The following is a 15,580-nucleotide window of genomic DNA, read 5'->3' on the forward strand; positions in this document are numbered from 1 at the left end:
CTGTTCGTTTTGCTCCGGCGTCCTCGCCACCGGCCCCGACGGAGTTGTCGGGCCAAGCGTCTAGCCTGCCAGGTGTGAGCTCTGTAGAACTGCCAGCCCCCTCGTTAGCGGGTGGAACATCACACGATCGCCCGCGTAGTCGGCCGGCGCTGTCGCCTTCTCGTGCGGGTGACTACAAACAGTGTCCGCTGCTCTATCGGTTCAGAGCCATCGATCGAATCCCGGAAACACCGACAAGAGCACAGGTCAGAGGCACTGTTGTCCATGCTGCCCTGGAAGCGTTGTTTGCGCTACCCACCGGTCAACGGGTTCCGGATCGAGCTGCGGAGTTGGTTCGCCCCGCTTGGGAGCGGGTGAGCGCCGACTCCCCCGACGCGGCCGAGTTGATTCCCGACGAGGACCTCGACGGTTTTCTCTCCGAAGTGGGCAAGCTGGTTCAGACGTATTACAGCCTCGAGGATCCGACGCGGTTCGACGCACAAGCCTGCGAGGTGTACGTCGAGACCGAACTCGAGAACGGCGTTCGACTTCGCGGATTTGTCGATCGCATCGACGTCGCCCCCACCGGCGAAGTGCGCGTCGTCGATTACAAGACCGGCAAGGCCCCGCGAGAATTCACGGAGTCCAAAGCGCTGTTCCAGATGAAGTTCTACGCACTGGTCCTACTGCGTACTCGCAAGATCGTGCCCGCTCAACTCAAGCTGATCTACCTGGCGTCGGGATCGATCCTCACATACACCCCGGATCACGACGAACTGGTGCGTTTCGAGCGGACATTGTCCGCTATCTGGAAGGCAATACTGGCGGCAGGTGCAACGGGAGACTTCCGACCCAAGCCTGGCAAACTGTGCGACTGGTGCGATCACAAGGCCCTCTGCCCCTCGTTCGGCGGCACACCGCCGCCGTATCCTGGGTGGCCGGACTTGCGGGACGCAGAAGTTGTTGCGGCAAAGGAGAATACGTAATGGCAGACACTTCGTACTACCAGTTCTTGGGCACTACCGCGGAAGGCCACGAACGCTTCGCGACTACGCAGGCAACGGTCAGTATCTGGGGTCCGACGCTCCAACACGGCGCTCCCCCGTCGGCACTGTTGGTGCGTGCACTCGAGCGTTGTGGCGCCCGCGAGGGAACTCGTCTGACTCGGGTGGTCGTGGAGATTCTCGGGCCGATCCCGATCGCGGACATCGAGGTTCGCTCGTGGATCGAACGACCCGGTCGCAGAATCGAATTGATCGTCGCCGAATTGTGGGCAACCGCGCCCGACGGATCGTCACGGGGCGTGGCACGTGGTACGGCGTGGCGCATGGAAACCGCAGACACCACCGACGTTCTCCACGTGGTCGATCCACCGCTGGAACCGCGCGAAACCGGCACGCCGGGTGTACTGGGCGGCATGTGGAACATCGGCTATCTCGAGACTCTCGATTGGTCGTGGATTGCCGAAATTGGTTGCGAGGGAACAGGAAAGGTGTGGGCACGGCCGAAGCCCGTATTGGTCGAGGGTGAAGAGATGACAGCCCTGGAGAGGCTGTTTGCGATTGCCGACATCTCCAACGGCGTCGGAGCGAAACTCGACCCCGCGCACTGGACGTTCCTGAACACCGATCTGACGGTGCACATCTTCCGGGTTCCCGAGGGCGAATGGGTCGGGGTTTCCGCGGAAACCACCACCGGACCCGATGGCGTCGGAATGTGCGCCGGAGTGCTCTACGACGAGCAGGGTGCAGTCGGGCGCATCGCCCAGACCTTGCAGATTCGTGCCCGCTCCTGATTGCCGCAAGCGAGACAGTAGCGCGTCGACTATCTACGCCGGTCGACTTCGACGGCCACACAAATTAGGGGACCGACGACGCCGGCAAAACGCCAACTGCAACATCGACACTTACACATCGATCATACATGTAAACATTGCGATGTGGTAACCAACTGCTCAGTAACCTCTGACGCCGGTCACTCCGTTCGGGAGCGATAGCGCAAAGTTAAGCGGGCGCAGTGGCAGCAAGACGTGCGAGCGAGTATTCAGTGACGGTGATCAATGCCTGCACCGCGGACGCGCGGTCGCGGGCATCAATCTCGATCATGGGGATTTGGTCGGATAACGCCAGCGCCTGACGAAGATCGTGTGCCGAGTGAATCGGGGCTCCGTCGAAACGGTTGACTGCCACGATGAACGGCAATCCGCGTGCTTCGAAGAAGTCGACAGCGGCAAAGCTGTCTTCGAGGCGGCGTGTGTCGATGAGGATGACGGCTCCGATGGCGCCGGTGATGAGGTCGTCCCACATGAACCAGAAACGCCGCTGGCCCGGTGTGCCGAACAGATAGAGAACCAGGTCGTCGGCCAGCGTAATGCGGCCGAAATCCATTGCGACTGTTGTGGTGTCCTTGTTCGGTGTCGCGCCGAGGTGGTCGATGCCGTCACTGGCGTCGGTCACCATCGCTTCCGTGCGCAGGGGGACGATTTCGGAGACCGTCCCGACAAGCGTGGTCTTTCCGACGCCGAATCCTCCGGCAACTACTATTTTTGTCGATGTGACGCGAGATGGCGCGTCAGAGTGCCCGAAGTCCACGGAGGGTCCTTTCGATCAGGTCGAGGCGTTCGACCGCAGTCGCATCGCTTCGCAGAGTGGCTTGCACTTCCAATGCCCCGGCAACAACAAGATCTGCGACCAGGACCCGAGCCACCCCGATCGGAACCCCGAGGTATGCCCCGATTTCCGCGATCGAGATTCGCTGCCCGCAGAGAGCGACAATCGACGCGCGAATATCCTCGGGTGCAAGGCTTTTTGCGATGGCATCCTCTACCGTTGCGACGATCGCTTCGAGCGGAAGGTCGATGGACGGCTTCGTCCTGCCTTCGGTGAGTGCGTACGGTCGAACGAGACTCGGTTCAGGATCAACGTGCTCGGAGTGATGATGTGGCATCGAGTTCACATATCCCGACCTGATCTGGGAGCGATGTCCATGGTTGTTCCGACGCGATCGACCAGGGTTGCCATTTCGTAACCGATCTGACCGATGTCGCATCCCGCAACGGCAAGTGCAGCGAGGTATGCCCCGCTACCGACGCCCATGAGGAGGAGGTACCCGTTCTCCATCTCGACCACCGATTGCAGAACGGCACCGCCGTCGAACAACCGTGATGCACCGGCGGAGAGGCTGGCGAGTCCCGAAGTCACAGCGGCCAATTGATCAGCTCGATCGAGCGGAAGGTGAGTGCTCGCAGCACTCAACAATCCGTCGGCCGAGACGATGATCGCGTGGCTCACTCCCGGCACGTCTCGGGCGAAACCCGACACCAACCAGTCGAGTGCGCGAGGAGTTTCTGGGGCTCCGACAGTACTCACTGTTCTCCTTCGTCTTCCTGCACATGCGTGGTCGAGTGCAGGGATGTGGTGTTCTCACTGTTAGCGTGCCGCCGTCCGCGGCTGACGCCGGATTGGTAGTCGCTCCATCCCCGTCTGATGTTCTCCGGCTCGGTGCTCTTACGGTGGGATCCGGAACGGAAAGTGGCAGTAGTGGTTCCAACCGTTCCGGGAACCAACCGCGCACCGCGGTCCCTCATCGGGAGACCCGAATCGGAGATCCTGGTGACGGGCATGTCCGTTGACGCGCGGGCAGCAACCCAACCCTCGTCTGCTTCGGTTGTCCAGATGATTCCGCTTGCGGCACTGGAGTTGTCGTCTGTGGGATCGACCAGCCACTCGGACACCATCCGGGCAAAGATCGGGGATGCAATCGGTGGAGTCTCGGAGGTGGCGTCGGGAGCATCCGCGCCGAATACACCCACACGCGGCGGTGTCGAATCGCGCGGGCGGGAGGAGAAGAACGCCGCCGTGTTGGTCGGATTGGGGGCGCCGAACAGGTGCCTCGGCGCAGGTTCTCGGGCGGCGGACACGCTGGTATCCGGTTGAGTGGCAGTAGTTTCCGGTTCGGCTGGCGTTGTAGCTGCCGGTTCGGTGGCGAGGGCGCTACCAATGCCGGGTACCCCACTGTTCCCTGGAGTGCGGCGAGGAAGCGTATTCCCCGCGGGAAGCGCACTGGCGTGCGGCTGTGAAACGACTGCAGCGGGAGCGCCTGAAACAGGTGGCGGCAAGGTGACCGCACTGATGTTTCGAGGTTGACTGTTTCGAGGTTGGCGCTGCGGCAGCCCGCTCGCTGATACTGCCGGTACATCGGCCGCCGGACTTTCGGGGCGATCGACAGTCACCTGAGAAGCTGTACGGACCGGAGCAACACGCGGCGCCATCGGCGTTCGAACCACATTGTCGCGTGGTGCGTCGAGCAGTGCCACCGGCAAGTGAACCATGGCGGTAATGCCACTGTGTTCGGATGTGCTGCCCGACGGGCGTAGACGCACTGAAATATTGTATCGACGGCTGATACGACTGATGACAAAAAGTCCCATGTGGCGGGCGGTATCTGGGCTCATCTCGCCTCCCGAAGACAGGCGCCTATTGGCATCGAGTAGTTCGGCCGACGACATTCCGATACCGAGATCGGCAATCTCCACCAGCACGGAACCGTCGTTCGTGCGTGCGGCGTCGATCGTCACCGTTGTTTCGGGCGGCGAGTAGCGCAGAGCATTATCGAGGAGTTCGGTGATGAGGTGCACGACATCTGCACTGGCCTGGCCACTGACAACAGCAGACAGAATCTGTCCGAGTTCGACACGCAGATAGTCTTCGACTCCGGAAACCGAAGCGCGTAGAGCGTCGGCAAGAGCGATCGGTGCGGTTCGTACGCGTCGCCCTTCGGTGCCGGACAGGATCAGGAGATTGTCGCTGTTGCGTCGCATTCGGGCGGCAATGTGGTCGAGACGAAAGAGATTCTCGAGGCGATTCGGGTCGTCTTCGTCTTGTTCAAGTTGCTCGATGAGACCGAGTTGCTGTTCGACGAGGGACTTGTTGCGGCGGGAGAGCGTTTCGAACATGTCGTTGACCTGGCGACGGAGTGTTGCCTGCTCGCCGGCCAAAGTGATGGCCTGCCCGTGCATGTCGTCTACAGCGCGTGCGAGTTGCCCGATTTCCTCGTGGGTGTCAACAGGTACTCGAGGTACTTCGAGGTCGCTTACCTTCTCGCCGGCGCGGATTCTCTCGATCGCCTCGGGTAGTCCCCGTCGCGCTGCGTGGAGAGCGGCGAATCGCAGGCGTCGGATGGGTTCGACCAGCGAGCGGCTGATGATGAGCGCGAGAACAAGGGCTGCGAGGACAGCGCCGAGAACGAGCGCGGTGTCTCGAAGGGCGGCGGATCGGGCTGAGTTGGCTTCGGTGCCCACTGTCGCGGCGAACTTGCTTGATGCCGCGTTGGCCAACGTGTCGTAATGATCACGACTTGTCTGCAGCCCGACGTCGATCTGGCTGCTCAGCGGGGACGTCGATGCTGTGGCACCGATTTCGTCGACGCGCCCCTGTGCGGACGCGCGAAGTGCGTTCACAGCGGCGACGGTATTCAGAGAGCTCTCCGAATCATCGCGCGGGAGCACTACACCGCGCAGGGCCGCGAGTTCTGCGCCCGCAACGCCAACCAAAGCGGTTCGAGCTTGCTGATCGAGGCGCCCGGAACCGAACAGAATGCGCTGGTCGGCGAATGCTCGACGAGCTGACCACAAGGCAGAGAACTCGCCTCCGCTCTGACGCATGACCGGCTGCGGGGAATCGCGCATGATGTCGGCGAATATGGTCCAGATGTCGATGGATGCCTCGTTGACGCGGGTGACCAGTCGAGCGGGTGCGACTGCGCCGGCGGAAACTTCGTCGATGATCGACTGGCTGTTCTCCAGAGCGCGGGTGACCTGGTCACCGATTGCCCCGTCGGTGTGGAACATTCGACCGGCCGCGGCGAACTCTGCCATGGCCGCTGTCGTTGCTGCCGTGGCGGTCTCGAGTTCGGTGCCGGAGGAGGAAGCGACTGCAAGGTCGTCGAGCGCCTCTTCGAGCCGGAGAGCCGCGGGGGAAGCAAGCACGCGTTCCGAGGACGACGTCAGTTTTGCAGCAGTGGAAAGCTCGCCCTGGATCCGAAGTGCGCCGAGCAGGATGGCAACGAGCATCGGAACTGCAAAGACGGCGACAACCTTCCAACCTAGGCGCCATTCGCCGATCGACCACCACGAGGTTGTGTGTGCATCGTGTTTCATGCGGACCAATGCCTCTTCGCGTCTGCTATTAAAGTCTGTCAACCCCCCGATCAGGGAATCGCCCGAGCTCCTTCGACTACGTGCAATCGAAGGAAAGCGATTGAACGGTAACAGAATGATCTTTATCGCATTGCGCCGATAGTCCCTATTGTCCAGATTTTTTGTCTGCTATGTAGGTTTTATGTCCATTTTCAAGGCACGACGATAGGGATCAGCGGGCGACGCCGACATTGAGATTGAAATCAACCTCATGTCAGCACCGCCCGACTAAAGATGGATGAGGCCCGAAAAGTCACATCCGAAAATCTGTTCGGCGAGGCCCTGACCTGAATCCTTCGCTTCAGTCTCTCACTGCAAATTCCCGCGCTTCCGATGCCAATTCATCGGCAGCGGAATCCATATGTGCGGTCACAGGATCCGGAGCGGTCAAGACTGCCACAATCGGAATAGCCAGTGCCAAGAGACCGAGCACGAAGACGGGAAACAGAAACGAGAACACCTCGAGACCCTCGGGAGTAGTTGCCGACGGATCGTGAACAACTTCTACAGCGGCCATTCCCGTGTAGTGCATGCTGACTACTGCAACGCCCATGATCACGCCGGCGAATAAACGCAGCACCGTGGATTCCACAATCATCGTGAACCACAACGCAACGGTGCCGGCAACGACGGCAATCAGGAGCGAGAGTGCGACAAAGTACACGTCGTAGTGGATCTCGCCCTGAAAGCGCAAGGCGCGCATACCTGTGTAGTGCATGACATTGACCGCGACGCCCATGACGAGGCCACCGGCGAGGAGTCGACTCAACCGGAACTCGGTGCCGATGATCACCAATCCGACGAAAACCGCGGTCACGGAAATCAGTGCCGAGACCGCTGTCCACATCAGGCTGTATCGAATGGGGCTTCCCGGCACGGAGAACCCGAGCATCGCGATGAAGTGCATCAACCATATGGCGACACCACCGATCGACAGTGCAGCCATGAACAACCAGCGCATCCGCGATTCGCGGGTCGTGGCATTCATGGAATGACGCGTGCACGCCAAGCCGATAACCGATCCGGCGACGGAAACAACGAAGGCGAGTGCGAGCAGCCAGATTCCCATCGAGAAGTGGTGCATTTCATCCGACATGCCAGATCCTTAGGATTGTTGTTGACACTTTCAATTGATGCACTCTCTCACAGAGATTTCAGGTGGCAGCAGTACCACTACCAGACGAGGCGCAGCGTGCAGGACAATCACGATGTGCTGATTCGATAAACGATTTTCGGAGAAACGAGCAATACCGATGCCGCTTCGTAACGACTTCGAGCCCACGCGGGCAAATTGCGGCGAATTCGCCCGCCACTCGTGGACTCAATGCTCGAATGCTTCAGTGTGATTGGCACCACATTCCGTTGTGGCTATCGATTTCCAATTTCTGCACGTATATCGAATCGTCCGAAGGCTATTACTCACGCCCGATTCTGCTCAACTGAAACGAAGGGCAACGACCATTTGTGATAACGACCGCCGCCATGATGGTGCGGCTAATTCAAACGACGGAAGAGAATTGGGGATGACCACGATAGAGACTGCGTCCACACGCCCACCACATCTATCGGGCGCTCGAACATGACATTGGCCAATTCGATCCTTGCTTCTCAACCCTTCCATCAACATCTTGAATTGCGTTCAGCCCCAGAGCGATTCGACGCCGATCATTGGTCTGGTTGGTCACATCCGGCAATGGGTGGCCGTGCCTACAGACCGGATGGCCGTTAGAAAGCCACCGATCGACCCGGCAACGCGTCAAGTCTCGAACAGTGGGCGATGCAGACTCTCGGCGACCTCCGGATTCGAGTGGCGTTACCGCCTGCTCCACATCGCAAGCCTAGGATTGCGGGTCGAGTCGGATACGCCCAATGGCGGCAAGACCCATCGCCAGGCCGCGCGACGCGACAACGCACTGCATGCTTGTTGTAAGACCATTCTCGTAGACAAGATGGACGCTCTCAGTTTGCTGCGTTGAATGACCTGACACACACAGGCACTACAGACGAGGGCGGTATGCGTCCAGGCGATACAGATTCGCGCCCGTTCCCGATGTTCCGGAACGGGCGCGAATACACGAGAACTAACTGATCAGAACGCGCGTACCGAACGAATGTTGGACGCAAGAATGGCCCGGGCGCCAAGTTCAGCGAGAGCATCCATTACCTGGTTGTGTCCCTTGATGGGAACCATGGCGCGCACGGCGACCCATTCCGGATCGGCCAGCGGAGACAGAGTCGGAGATTCCATGCCCGGCGTCATCTTGATTGCTTCGTCGAGAATGCCGCGCGGGCAGTCGTAGTCGATCATCAGGTTCTGCTGAGCGAACACGATTCCGCGAACACGCTCGATCAACTGGTTACGGGCCGCGTCGTCCTGCGGGGCGCCGGTGCGCTCGATCAGGACACCTTCCGAGTCGCACAGAGAATCGCCGAAGGCAACAAGGTTGTGCTGACGCAGAGTGCGGCCGGAACCGACCACGTCGGCGATGGCGTCGGCGACACCGAGCTGGATCGAGATCTCCACGGCGCCGTCGAGGCGGATAACGGAAGCGTCGATGCCGCGAGCGGCGAGGTCACTGCGAACCAGGTTCGGGTACGACGTCGCAATACGGAGGCCGGCAAGATCTTCGACGGTCCAGTCCTTGCCGGCAGGTGCGGCGTAACGGAAGGACGAGCGACCGAAACCGAGCGCCAAACGCTCCGAAACCGGTGCACCGGAATCTCCGGCGAGGTCACGACCGGTGATGCCCAGATCGAGTTCACCCGATCCGACGTAGATGGCAATGTCCTTGGGGCGCAGGAAGAAGAACTCGACCTGGTTGGAGGGGTCCAGAACAGTCAGGTCGCGGGAATCGGTGCGACGACGGTAGCCCGCTTCGCTGAGGATTTCGGCGGCGGACTCGGACAGCGAACCCTTGTTGGGAACTGCGACGCGCAACATCAGTGAACGTCCTTTCGGAAGGTGTGGTCAGACGTGGGAAAAGGGAACCGGAATTGTCGGGTCAGATCCTCTTCACAGATGTCGGTACACGTCTTCGAGGGTCAGCCCGCGGCCGACCATCAACACCTGAGTCCAGTACAAGAGCTGAGAAATTTCTTCGGCTAGCTGCTCATCGCTCTGGTACTCCGCAGCGATCCACACTTCACCGGCTTCCTCGATGACCTTTTTGCCCTGTGCGTGAACACCGGCATCGAGGGCGGCGACGGTGCCGGACCCCTCGGGACGGGTGGCAGCACGCTCGGTCAACTCGGCGAACAAGGATTCGAAGGTCTTCACAGGTAGCTATTCTTTCACGAGTGCGGAACGGATTTTCACAGGCCTACAGGCTGGCCCGTCACAAGCCCTGATCGAGAGCGCGTGTGCTGACGAACCGGCGAGTGTGGCCGGTGATCGGGTCCGGGTATTCCAGTGCCCGGGCGAGGAGTCGCAACGGTGTGGAGAAGTCACCAGGTACCGCCGGACGGTAGTGCGGGTAGTAGTTGTCACCGAGGATGGGAATGCCCATCGAGTTCAGATGCAGTCGTAGTTGGTGGGTGCGCCCGGTTTTCGGGAACAGCCGGTATCGACCGAGCGTGCTACCAGCAGAATCAGTGAGTAGCTCGACCAACTCGACTCGGGTTTCACTGTTCGGTTCGCCCTCGATTTCGGTGGCGGTCATCTCCCCGTGCACCTTGTTGATCCGGCTACGGACGATGCGTGGAAACGTCAATTCCGGATCGAATCCCGCTATAGCTTCGTACTCCTTGACGATCTTCTGCTCCGCGAAGAGTTCCTGATAAGGCCGTCGCAGGTCCGGAGTCACGGTAAACACGATGACACCGGCGGTCATGCGGTCCAGTCGATGTACCGGCGCCAGATCAGGGAGATGAAGGTCACGACGTAGACGGACGACCGCGCTTTCGACGATGTGCGCGCCGCGCGGGATGGTCGCGAGGAAGTGCGGTTTGTCGATGACCAGGATCTGCTCGTCGCGGTACAGGATCTCGATCTCGTGCGGGACCGGGATTTCGGGTGGTGGTTCGCGGTAGAAGTAGACGAAGCGGGTGGGCTGATACGGAGTCTCGCTCGAAATGATCCGCCCGTGCTCGTCGACGACGTCACCAGCAGCGACGAGGGCGTTCCACAGCTCGTGCTCGCCGGGAAACTCACCGACCAGAAACTCGAGGACGGTACGCGCGTCGGACGTCCGGGGCATCCGCAACCGATCCGGCCCGAGCCCGTCTCGGATCGGCAGCGGAGCCTTTGGCACGCCCTAGACCTGTTCGAGATCGGGTGAGCAACTCTCGCACAGCAATTCGAGGGTGCGTCCGTCGCCGTCGATTCTGTTGCGGAAGCGTGGCGTCGGCGTTCCACAGTCGACACACACACCGAGAACCTTTGCCTCGGGCGAGAATTCGATGTTCATCCGCTTGTCGAAGACGTACAACGATCCGTCCCACAGGCCCTTGTCGCCGAACGTCTCGCCGTAACGCACGATCCCGCCGTCGAGTTGGTACACCTCACCGAAACCGCGTGAGCGCATCAACGACGACAACACTTCGCAGCGCACTCCCCCAGTGCAATAGGTGACCACTGCCTTGTCCTTGAGGTGGTCGTACTTGCCGCTGTCGAGTTCGCTGACAAAGTCCCGTGTTGTCGTCACGTCCGGAACAACGGCGTCGCGGAAGCGTCCGATTTCGGCCTCGAAGGCATTACGGCCGTCGAAGAAGACAACGTCGTCACCGCGGTTGTCGACCAGTTCGTGCAGTTCCTTCGGCGCCAGGTGGACGCCGCCGCCCACCACACCTTTGGCATCGACCTCGAGTTCATCAGGCGCACCGAAAGTCACGATTTCGCTGCGCACCTTGACGGACAGGCGCGGGAAATCGTTGCCGAGTCCGTCCGACCACTTGATGTCGGCCATGCGGAACGGTTCGTACCCGCGGGTGCCGCGGACGTATCGCTTGACGTCCTCGATATCGCCGCCCACCGTCGCGTTGATTCCGTGCTGCGAGATCAGGATTCGGCCGGTCAGATTGTTCGACTCGGCGAGGCTGTGCTGCCACAACCTGATCGCTTCGGGATCGGCCAACGGCGTGAACTGGTAGAACAGAACAATTTTCGGAATGGACACTTTTGCTACACCAGCCTAACGTGCCGCACGCGCATGAACGTCGTGGAGATCATGAATCGACAAGTCCGTCAACGACTCCCGGAAGATACGTCCCGGCCCCGCCGGAACATCGACTTCACAGGGAACAACAAGCACGCCGCAGCCCGCAGCGGTGGCCGCAGCCGTGCCTGTCGGCGAATCCTCGATCGCCAGACACTGTGACGGTTCCAAACCGAGAAGCGCAGCACCCCTCAGATACGGATCCGCGGCAGGCTTGCCGTTGGCTACCTCGTCGCCGCAGACGCTGTGGTCGAAGAACTCTCGTCCGAGCATCCCGAGTGCGCGATCGACCAGTACCCGCTCGGTATTGGTGACCAGAGCCGAGAGAAGTCCCCCGTCGCGAACAATCGCCAGTGCATCCTGCGCGCCGGGACGCCAGGTCACACCGTCCTCGAACAGATCGCCGACGCGGGCGTACATCCAGTCCTTGGCCTCGGCGACTGCCTCCGGGTGCTGCTCGAGCCCCAGCGAATCGAACACCGTTGCCAGGGCAAACGGGCTCGACGCGCCGATGACGGCAACGCGCGTCGCCTCCGTCATCGGCCCGCCCAGGCGCAGCGACAGCTCACGCAGCGCAACGTCCCACAACTTCTCCGAATCGAGCAAGGTGCCGTCCATGTCCCACAGGACACCACCAAGCGTCGTCTCGGATACCTCGGTCAACAACTCAGACATTGAAGTACTTGGCTTCCGGGTGGTGCAGGACAAATGCGTCGGTGGACTGTTCCGGATGCAACTGCAGTTCCTCCGAGAGGTGGACGCCGATGCGCTCCGGCTCGAGCAACGCGACCAACTTGGCGCGGTCCTCGAGATCCGGGCAGGCCCCGTATCCGAAGGAGTAACGCGCGCCGCGGTATTCGAGGTCGAAGTAGCCGGACACGTCGGTGGGATCCTGCTCGGCAACCGAATGGCCGCCAGGCAGAACCAGTTCTTCACGAACCCGGCGATGCCAGTACTCGGCAAGCGATTCCGTCAGCTGAACACCGATGCCGTGAACTTCGAGGTAGTCACGGTACGAATTCGACGCGAACAGCTCGTTGGCGAAGTCCGCTATCGGCTGCCCCATGGTGACCAACTGGAACGGGAGAACGTCGACCTGGCCGGTCGCCTCGGCTTCCTTACGTGAGCGCACGAAGTCCGCGATGCACAGGAAACGGTCCCGGTGCTGGCGCGGGTACGTGAACCGGAATCGTTCCGGCGCATCCGGTTTCGGCTCGGTGAGCACGATGACGTCGTCACCCTCGGACACGGCCGGGAAGTAGCCGTAGACCACGGCGGCGTGCGCGAGAATGCCCTCGGCCGTCAACCGGTCCAGCCAGTACCGCAATCGCGGCTTGCCTTCGGTTTCGACCAACTCTTCGTACGTCGGACCGTCGCCCTTACGCTGACCACGAAGTCCCCACTGCCCCAGGAACAGTGCGCGCTCGTCGAGCAGACCGGCGTACTCGGACAGTGCCACGCCCTTGACGATGCGGCTGCCCCAGAACGGCGGGGTCGGGACAGGGATGTCGACTGCAACATCGGACCGTTCCGGCAGAACGACGGGAGCTGCTTCGGCCTTACGCTTTTCGGCGATCCGCTTGGAACGCTCATGACGAGCCTTCCGCTCGGCAACCTTCTCGCGCGCGGCGATCGCCTCAGGGCTGTCCGGCGCGGGTCCGCCGCCACGCTTTTCGGTCATGATCTGATCCATCAGATTCAGACCCTCGAAAGCGTCGCGTGCGTAACTCACGGTTCCGTCGTACACCTCTTGAAGGTCGTTCTCGACGTACGAACGCGTCAGCGCCGCACCGCCCAGCAACACCGGGAACTGTTCCGAGACACCGCGAGAGTTCAGTTCCTTGAGGTTGTCCTTCATGACCACTGTCGACTTCACGAGCAGTCCGGACATGCCGATGACATCGGCCTTGTGCTCGATCGCAGCATCGAGAATGGTCGCGATGGGCTGCTTGATGCCGAGGTTCACGACGTCGTAACCGTTGTTACTCAAGATGATGTCGACAAGGTTCTTGCCGATATCGTGGACGTCGCCCTTGACCGTCGCAATGACGAGGCGGCCCTTGCCGTCGTCGTCCGTCGCTTCCATGTGGGGCTCGAGGAACGCAACTGCCGCCTTCATGACTTCAGCGGACTGCAGAACGAACGGCAACTGCATCTGTCCGGAACCGAACAGTTCACCGACGGTCTTCATACCCGAAAGCAGTGTCTCGTTGATGATTTCGATCGGGGACTTGACCGTCATCGCTTCGGTGAGATCGTCGTCGAGGCCGTTGCGCTCGCCGTCGACGATGCGACGCTCGAGGCGATCGAACAATGGCAGACCGGCAAGTTCCTGAGCGCGTGACTCACGGGCCGACGCTGCCGAGACACCCTCGAACAGTTCCATCAACTTCTGCAGGGGGTCGTACCCTTCGCTGCGACGGTCGTAAACCAGGTCGAGTGCGGTCACACGCTGTTCTTCCGGGATCCGTGCCATCGGCAGGATCTTGGAGGCGTGCACGATCGCGGTGTCGAGGCCGGCCTCGGTGCATTCGTGCAGGAACACCGAGTTGAGCACCTGCCGGGCGGCGGGGTTCAAGCCGAAGGAAATATTGGAAATACCCAGTGTGAAGTGCAGTTCCGGGTACGCGGCCTTGAGCTGACGGATCGCTTCGATGGTCTCGATGCCGTCGCGGCGCACTTCTTCCTGACCGGTGGAGATCGGGAAGGTGAGAGCGTCGACGATGATGTCGGACTCTGCGAGACCCCAGTTGCCTGTGATGTCCTCGATCAGGCGCTTGGCGATCGCGACCTTGGTCTCGGCCGTGCGCGCCTGGCCCTCCTCGTCGATGGTCAACGCGACAACGGCAGCGCCGTGCTCCTTGACCAGCGTCATGATCTTGTGGAAACGAGACTCGGGACCGGCGCCGTCCTCGTAGTTGACGGAGTTGACGGCACAACGTCCACCGAGGTGCTCGAGTCCGGCCTGCAGAACTGCAGGTTCGGTGGAGTCGAGCATGATCGGCAGCGTCGACGCCGTTGCCAACCGGCTGGCGAGTGCGGACATGTCGGCAGCGCCGTCGCGGCCCACGTAGTCGACGTTGAGGTCGAGCATGTGCGCGCCGTCGCGAGTCTGATCCTTCGCGATGTCCAGGCACTTCTGGTAGTCCTCGGACAGCATTGCTTCACGGAAAGCCTTGGAGCCGTTGGAGTTCGTGCGCTCACCGATCATCAGGATGCTGGCGTCCTGTTCGAACGGGACAGCCGAGTACAACGACGACGTGCTGGCCTCGTGAATCGGGGTGCGCTGCGCCTTCTCCACGAGGCGAACCGCGTCGGCAACTGCCCTGATGTGGTCGGGGGTGGTTCCGCAGCAGCCACCCACCATGCCGAGACCGAACTCGGAGACGAATCCGCTGAGGGCTTCGGCCAATTCGTCTGCGGTCAGCGGGTACTCGGCACCATTGGGGCCGAGCTGCGGCAAGCCGGCGTTCGGCATGACGGAGACCGGCAGCGTCGAGTACTTGGACAGATGGCGAAGGTGCTCGCTCATCTCTGCCGGACCGGTTGCGCAGTTGAGTCCGATCATGTCGATGCCGAGCGGCTCGAGTGCCGTCAACGCGGCCCCGATCTCGCTGCCGAGAAGCATGGTTCCGGTGGTCTCGACCGTCACGTGCGTGATGATCGGAATCCGCAAGCCCAACTGCTCCATCGCCCGCTGGCTGCCGAGAATCGCAGCCTTGACCTGAAGGAGGTCCTGGCAGGTCTCGACGAGGATGGCGTCGGCGCCGCCTTCGATCATACCGAGGGCGGATTCGGTGTACGCGTCCCGCAGGATCGCAAACGGGGCGTGGCCCAGGCTGGGCAGCTTGGTTCCCGGGCCCATCGAGCCGAGAACAAAGCGGGCCATACCGTCGCGGCCTGGCCCCATCTCGTCAGCTACCTCACGAGCGAGGGCAGTGCCCTTCTCGGAAAGCTCACGGATTCGATGCGAGATGTCGTAGTCGGCGAGGTTGGGCAGGTTGCACCCGAAAGTGTTGGTCTCGACAGCATCGGCACCGGCGGCAAAGTACGCGCGGTGGATGTCTTTGAGCACGTCGGGGCGGGTGTCGTTGAGGATCTCATTGCACCCCTCGAGTCCGAGGAAATCATCTAGTGTGAGGTCCGCGGCCTGCAACATGGTGCCCATCGCTCCGTCGCCGATGACAACGCGCTGATTCAACGCATCAAGCAGGGCAGAGTTAAATGGGGCAGACATGCCGTCCAGAGTAGT

Annotated in this window: 13 protein-coding genes; 2 read left to right on the forward strand and 11 right to left on the reverse strand. The window is 61.2% G+C overall.

The genetic code is table 11. The annotated features are described in order from the left end of the window. The first annotated feature begins 74 nt into the window (after nucleotides 1–74). Together C7T36_RS23590 and C7T36_RS23595 are read left to right on the forward strand one after the other, a co-directional pair. Nucleotides 75–965 carry a RecB family exonuclease gene (locus C7T36_RS23590; RefSeq protein ID WP_106939799.1) on the forward strand — a complete coding sequence of 297 codons (891 nt, stop codon included), beginning with the start codon at nucleotides 75–77 and terminating at the stop codon, nucleotides 963–965. Beyond that, nucleotides 965–1,774 (forward strand): thioesterase family protein, encoded by an 810-nt coding sequence (locus tag C7T36_RS23595; RefSeq protein WP_045067831.1) that lies wholly within the window; start codon nucleotides 965–967, stop codon nucleotides 1,772–1,774. The genes C7T36_RS23590 and C7T36_RS23595 overlap by 1 nt, the downstream gene beginning before the upstream one ends. 208 nt (nucleotides 1,775–1,982) lie before the next feature. Here the strand turns inward: C7T36_RS23595 and C7T36_RS23600 are convergent, their stop codons facing one another. The 11 genes from C7T36_RS23600 to metH all read right to left on the reverse strand — a co-directional run bounded on the left by C7T36_RS23600 (nucleotide 1,983) and on the right by metH (nucleotide 15,565). Continuing rightward, a complete protein-coding gene (locus tag C7T36_RS23600; protein ID WP_033231948.1) occupies nucleotides 1,983–2,570 on the reverse strand; it encodes an ATP/GTP-binding protein in 588 nt (195 codons plus the stop codon). After that, the gene (locus tag C7T36_RS23605) at nucleotides 2,551–2,925 is read right to left on the reverse strand and encodes a DUF742 domain-containing protein (RefSeq protein ID WP_033231947.1); all 375 of its coding nucleotides are present in this window, start codon (nucleotides 2,923–2,925) and stop codon (nucleotides 2,551–2,553) included. Before C7T36_RS23605 ends, C7T36_RS23600 begins: the two co-directional genes overlap by 20 nt. 5 nt (nucleotides 2,926–2,930) lie before the next feature. After that, nucleotides 2,931–3,347 carry a roadblock/LC7 domain-containing protein gene (locus tag C7T36_RS23610; protein ID WP_033231946.1) on the reverse strand — a complete coding sequence of 139 codons (417 nt, stop codon included), beginning with the start codon at nucleotides 3,345–3,347 and terminating at the stop codon, nucleotides 2,931–2,933. Further along, the gene (locus C7T36_RS23615; protein ID WP_239654739.1) at nucleotides 3,344–6,136 is read right to left on the reverse strand and encodes an ATP-binding protein; all 2,793 of its coding nucleotides are present in this window, start codon (nucleotides 6,134–6,136) and stop codon (nucleotides 3,344–3,346) included. The genes C7T36_RS23610 and C7T36_RS23615 overlap by 4 nt, the downstream gene beginning before the upstream one ends. Nucleotides 6,137–6,476: 340 nt before the next feature. After that, nucleotides 6,477–7,271, reverse strand: coding sequence for an MHYT domain-containing protein (locus C7T36_RS23620; protein ID WP_045067833.1), 795 nt, complete (start codon nucleotides 7,269–7,271; stop codon nucleotides 6,477–6,479). Between the two features lie 993 nt (nucleotides 7,272–8,264). Next, nucleotides 8,265–9,116, reverse strand: a complete 852-nt coding sequence (gene hisG, locus C7T36_RS23625; protein WP_033231943.1) for an ATP phosphoribosyltransferase — start codon at nucleotides 9,114–9,116, stop codon at nucleotides 8,265–8,267. Between the two features lie 72 nt (nucleotides 9,117–9,188). Beyond that, on the reverse strand, nucleotides 9,189–9,452 hold the full coding sequence (locus C7T36_RS23630) for a phosphoribosyl-ATP diphosphatase (protein WP_003944933.1): 264 nt from the start codon (nucleotides 9,450–9,452) through the stop codon (nucleotides 9,189–9,191). Between the two features lie 58 nt (nucleotides 9,453–9,510). Then, nucleotides 9,511–10,371, reverse strand: a complete 861-nt coding sequence (locus C7T36_RS23635; RefSeq protein ID WP_045068161.1) for a pseudouridine synthase — start codon at nucleotides 10,369–10,371, stop codon at nucleotides 9,511–9,513. Between the two features lie 57 nt (nucleotides 10,372–10,428). After that, complete coding sequence (locus C7T36_RS23640) at nucleotides 10,429–11,289, reverse strand: rhodanese-related sulfurtransferase (protein ID WP_045067834.1); 861 nt, start codon at nucleotides 11,287–11,289, stop codon at nucleotides 10,429–10,431. A 15-nt stretch (nucleotides 11,290–11,304) separates the two neighbouring features. Next, nucleotides 11,305–12,003, reverse strand: coding sequence for an HAD family phosphatase (locus tag C7T36_RS23645; protein WP_045067835.1), 699 nt, complete (start codon nucleotides 12,001–12,003; stop codon nucleotides 11,305–11,307). Then, a complete protein-coding gene (gene metH, locus C7T36_RS23650; RefSeq protein WP_045067836.1) occupies nucleotides 11,996–15,565 on the reverse strand; it encodes a methionine synthase in 3,570 nt (1,189 codons plus the stop codon). Before metH ends, C7T36_RS23645 begins: the two co-directional genes overlap by 8 nt. Between the last annotated feature and the right edge of the window lie 15 nt (nucleotides 15,566–15,580).

Source organism: Rhodococcus sp. AD45-ID, from assembly GCF_003023755.1.
GTDB classification, from domain to species: domain Bacteria; phylum Actinomycetota; class Actinomycetes; order Mycobacteriales; family Mycobacteriaceae; genus Rhodococcus_F; species Rhodococcus_F globerula.

Coding starts and splice junctions, on each gene's coding strand:
- C7T36_RS23595 (WP_045067831.1), top strand. CDS start 965: ATGGCAGACACTTCGTACTACCAGTTCTTGGGCACTACCGCGGAAGGC.
- C7T36_RS23605 (WP_033231947.1), bottom strand. CDS start 2,925: ATGCCACATCATCACTCCGAGCACGTTGATCCTGAACCGAGTCTCGTT.
- C7T36_RS23615 (WP_239654739.1), bottom strand. CDS start 6,136: ATGAAACACGATGCACACACAACCTCGTGGTGGTCGATCGGCGAATGG.
- C7T36_RS23620 (WP_045067833.1), bottom strand. CDS start 7,271: ATGTCGGATGAAATGCACCACTTCTCGATGGGAATCTGGCTGCTCGCA.
- hisG (WP_033231943.1), bottom strand. CDS start 9,116: ATGTTGCGCGTCGCAGTTCCCAACAAGGGTTCGCTGTCCGAGTCCGCC.
- C7T36_RS23635 (WP_045068161.1), bottom strand. CDS start 10,371: ATGCCCCGGACGTCCGACGCGCGTACCGTCCTCGAGTTTCTGGTCGGT.
- C7T36_RS23645 (WP_045067835.1), bottom strand. CDS start 12,003: ATGTCTGAGTTGTTGACCGAGGTATCCGAGACGACGCTTGGTGGTGTC.
- metH (WP_045067836.1), bottom strand. CDS start 15,565: ATGTCTGCCCCATTTAACTCTGCCCTGCTTGATGCGTTGAATCAGCGC.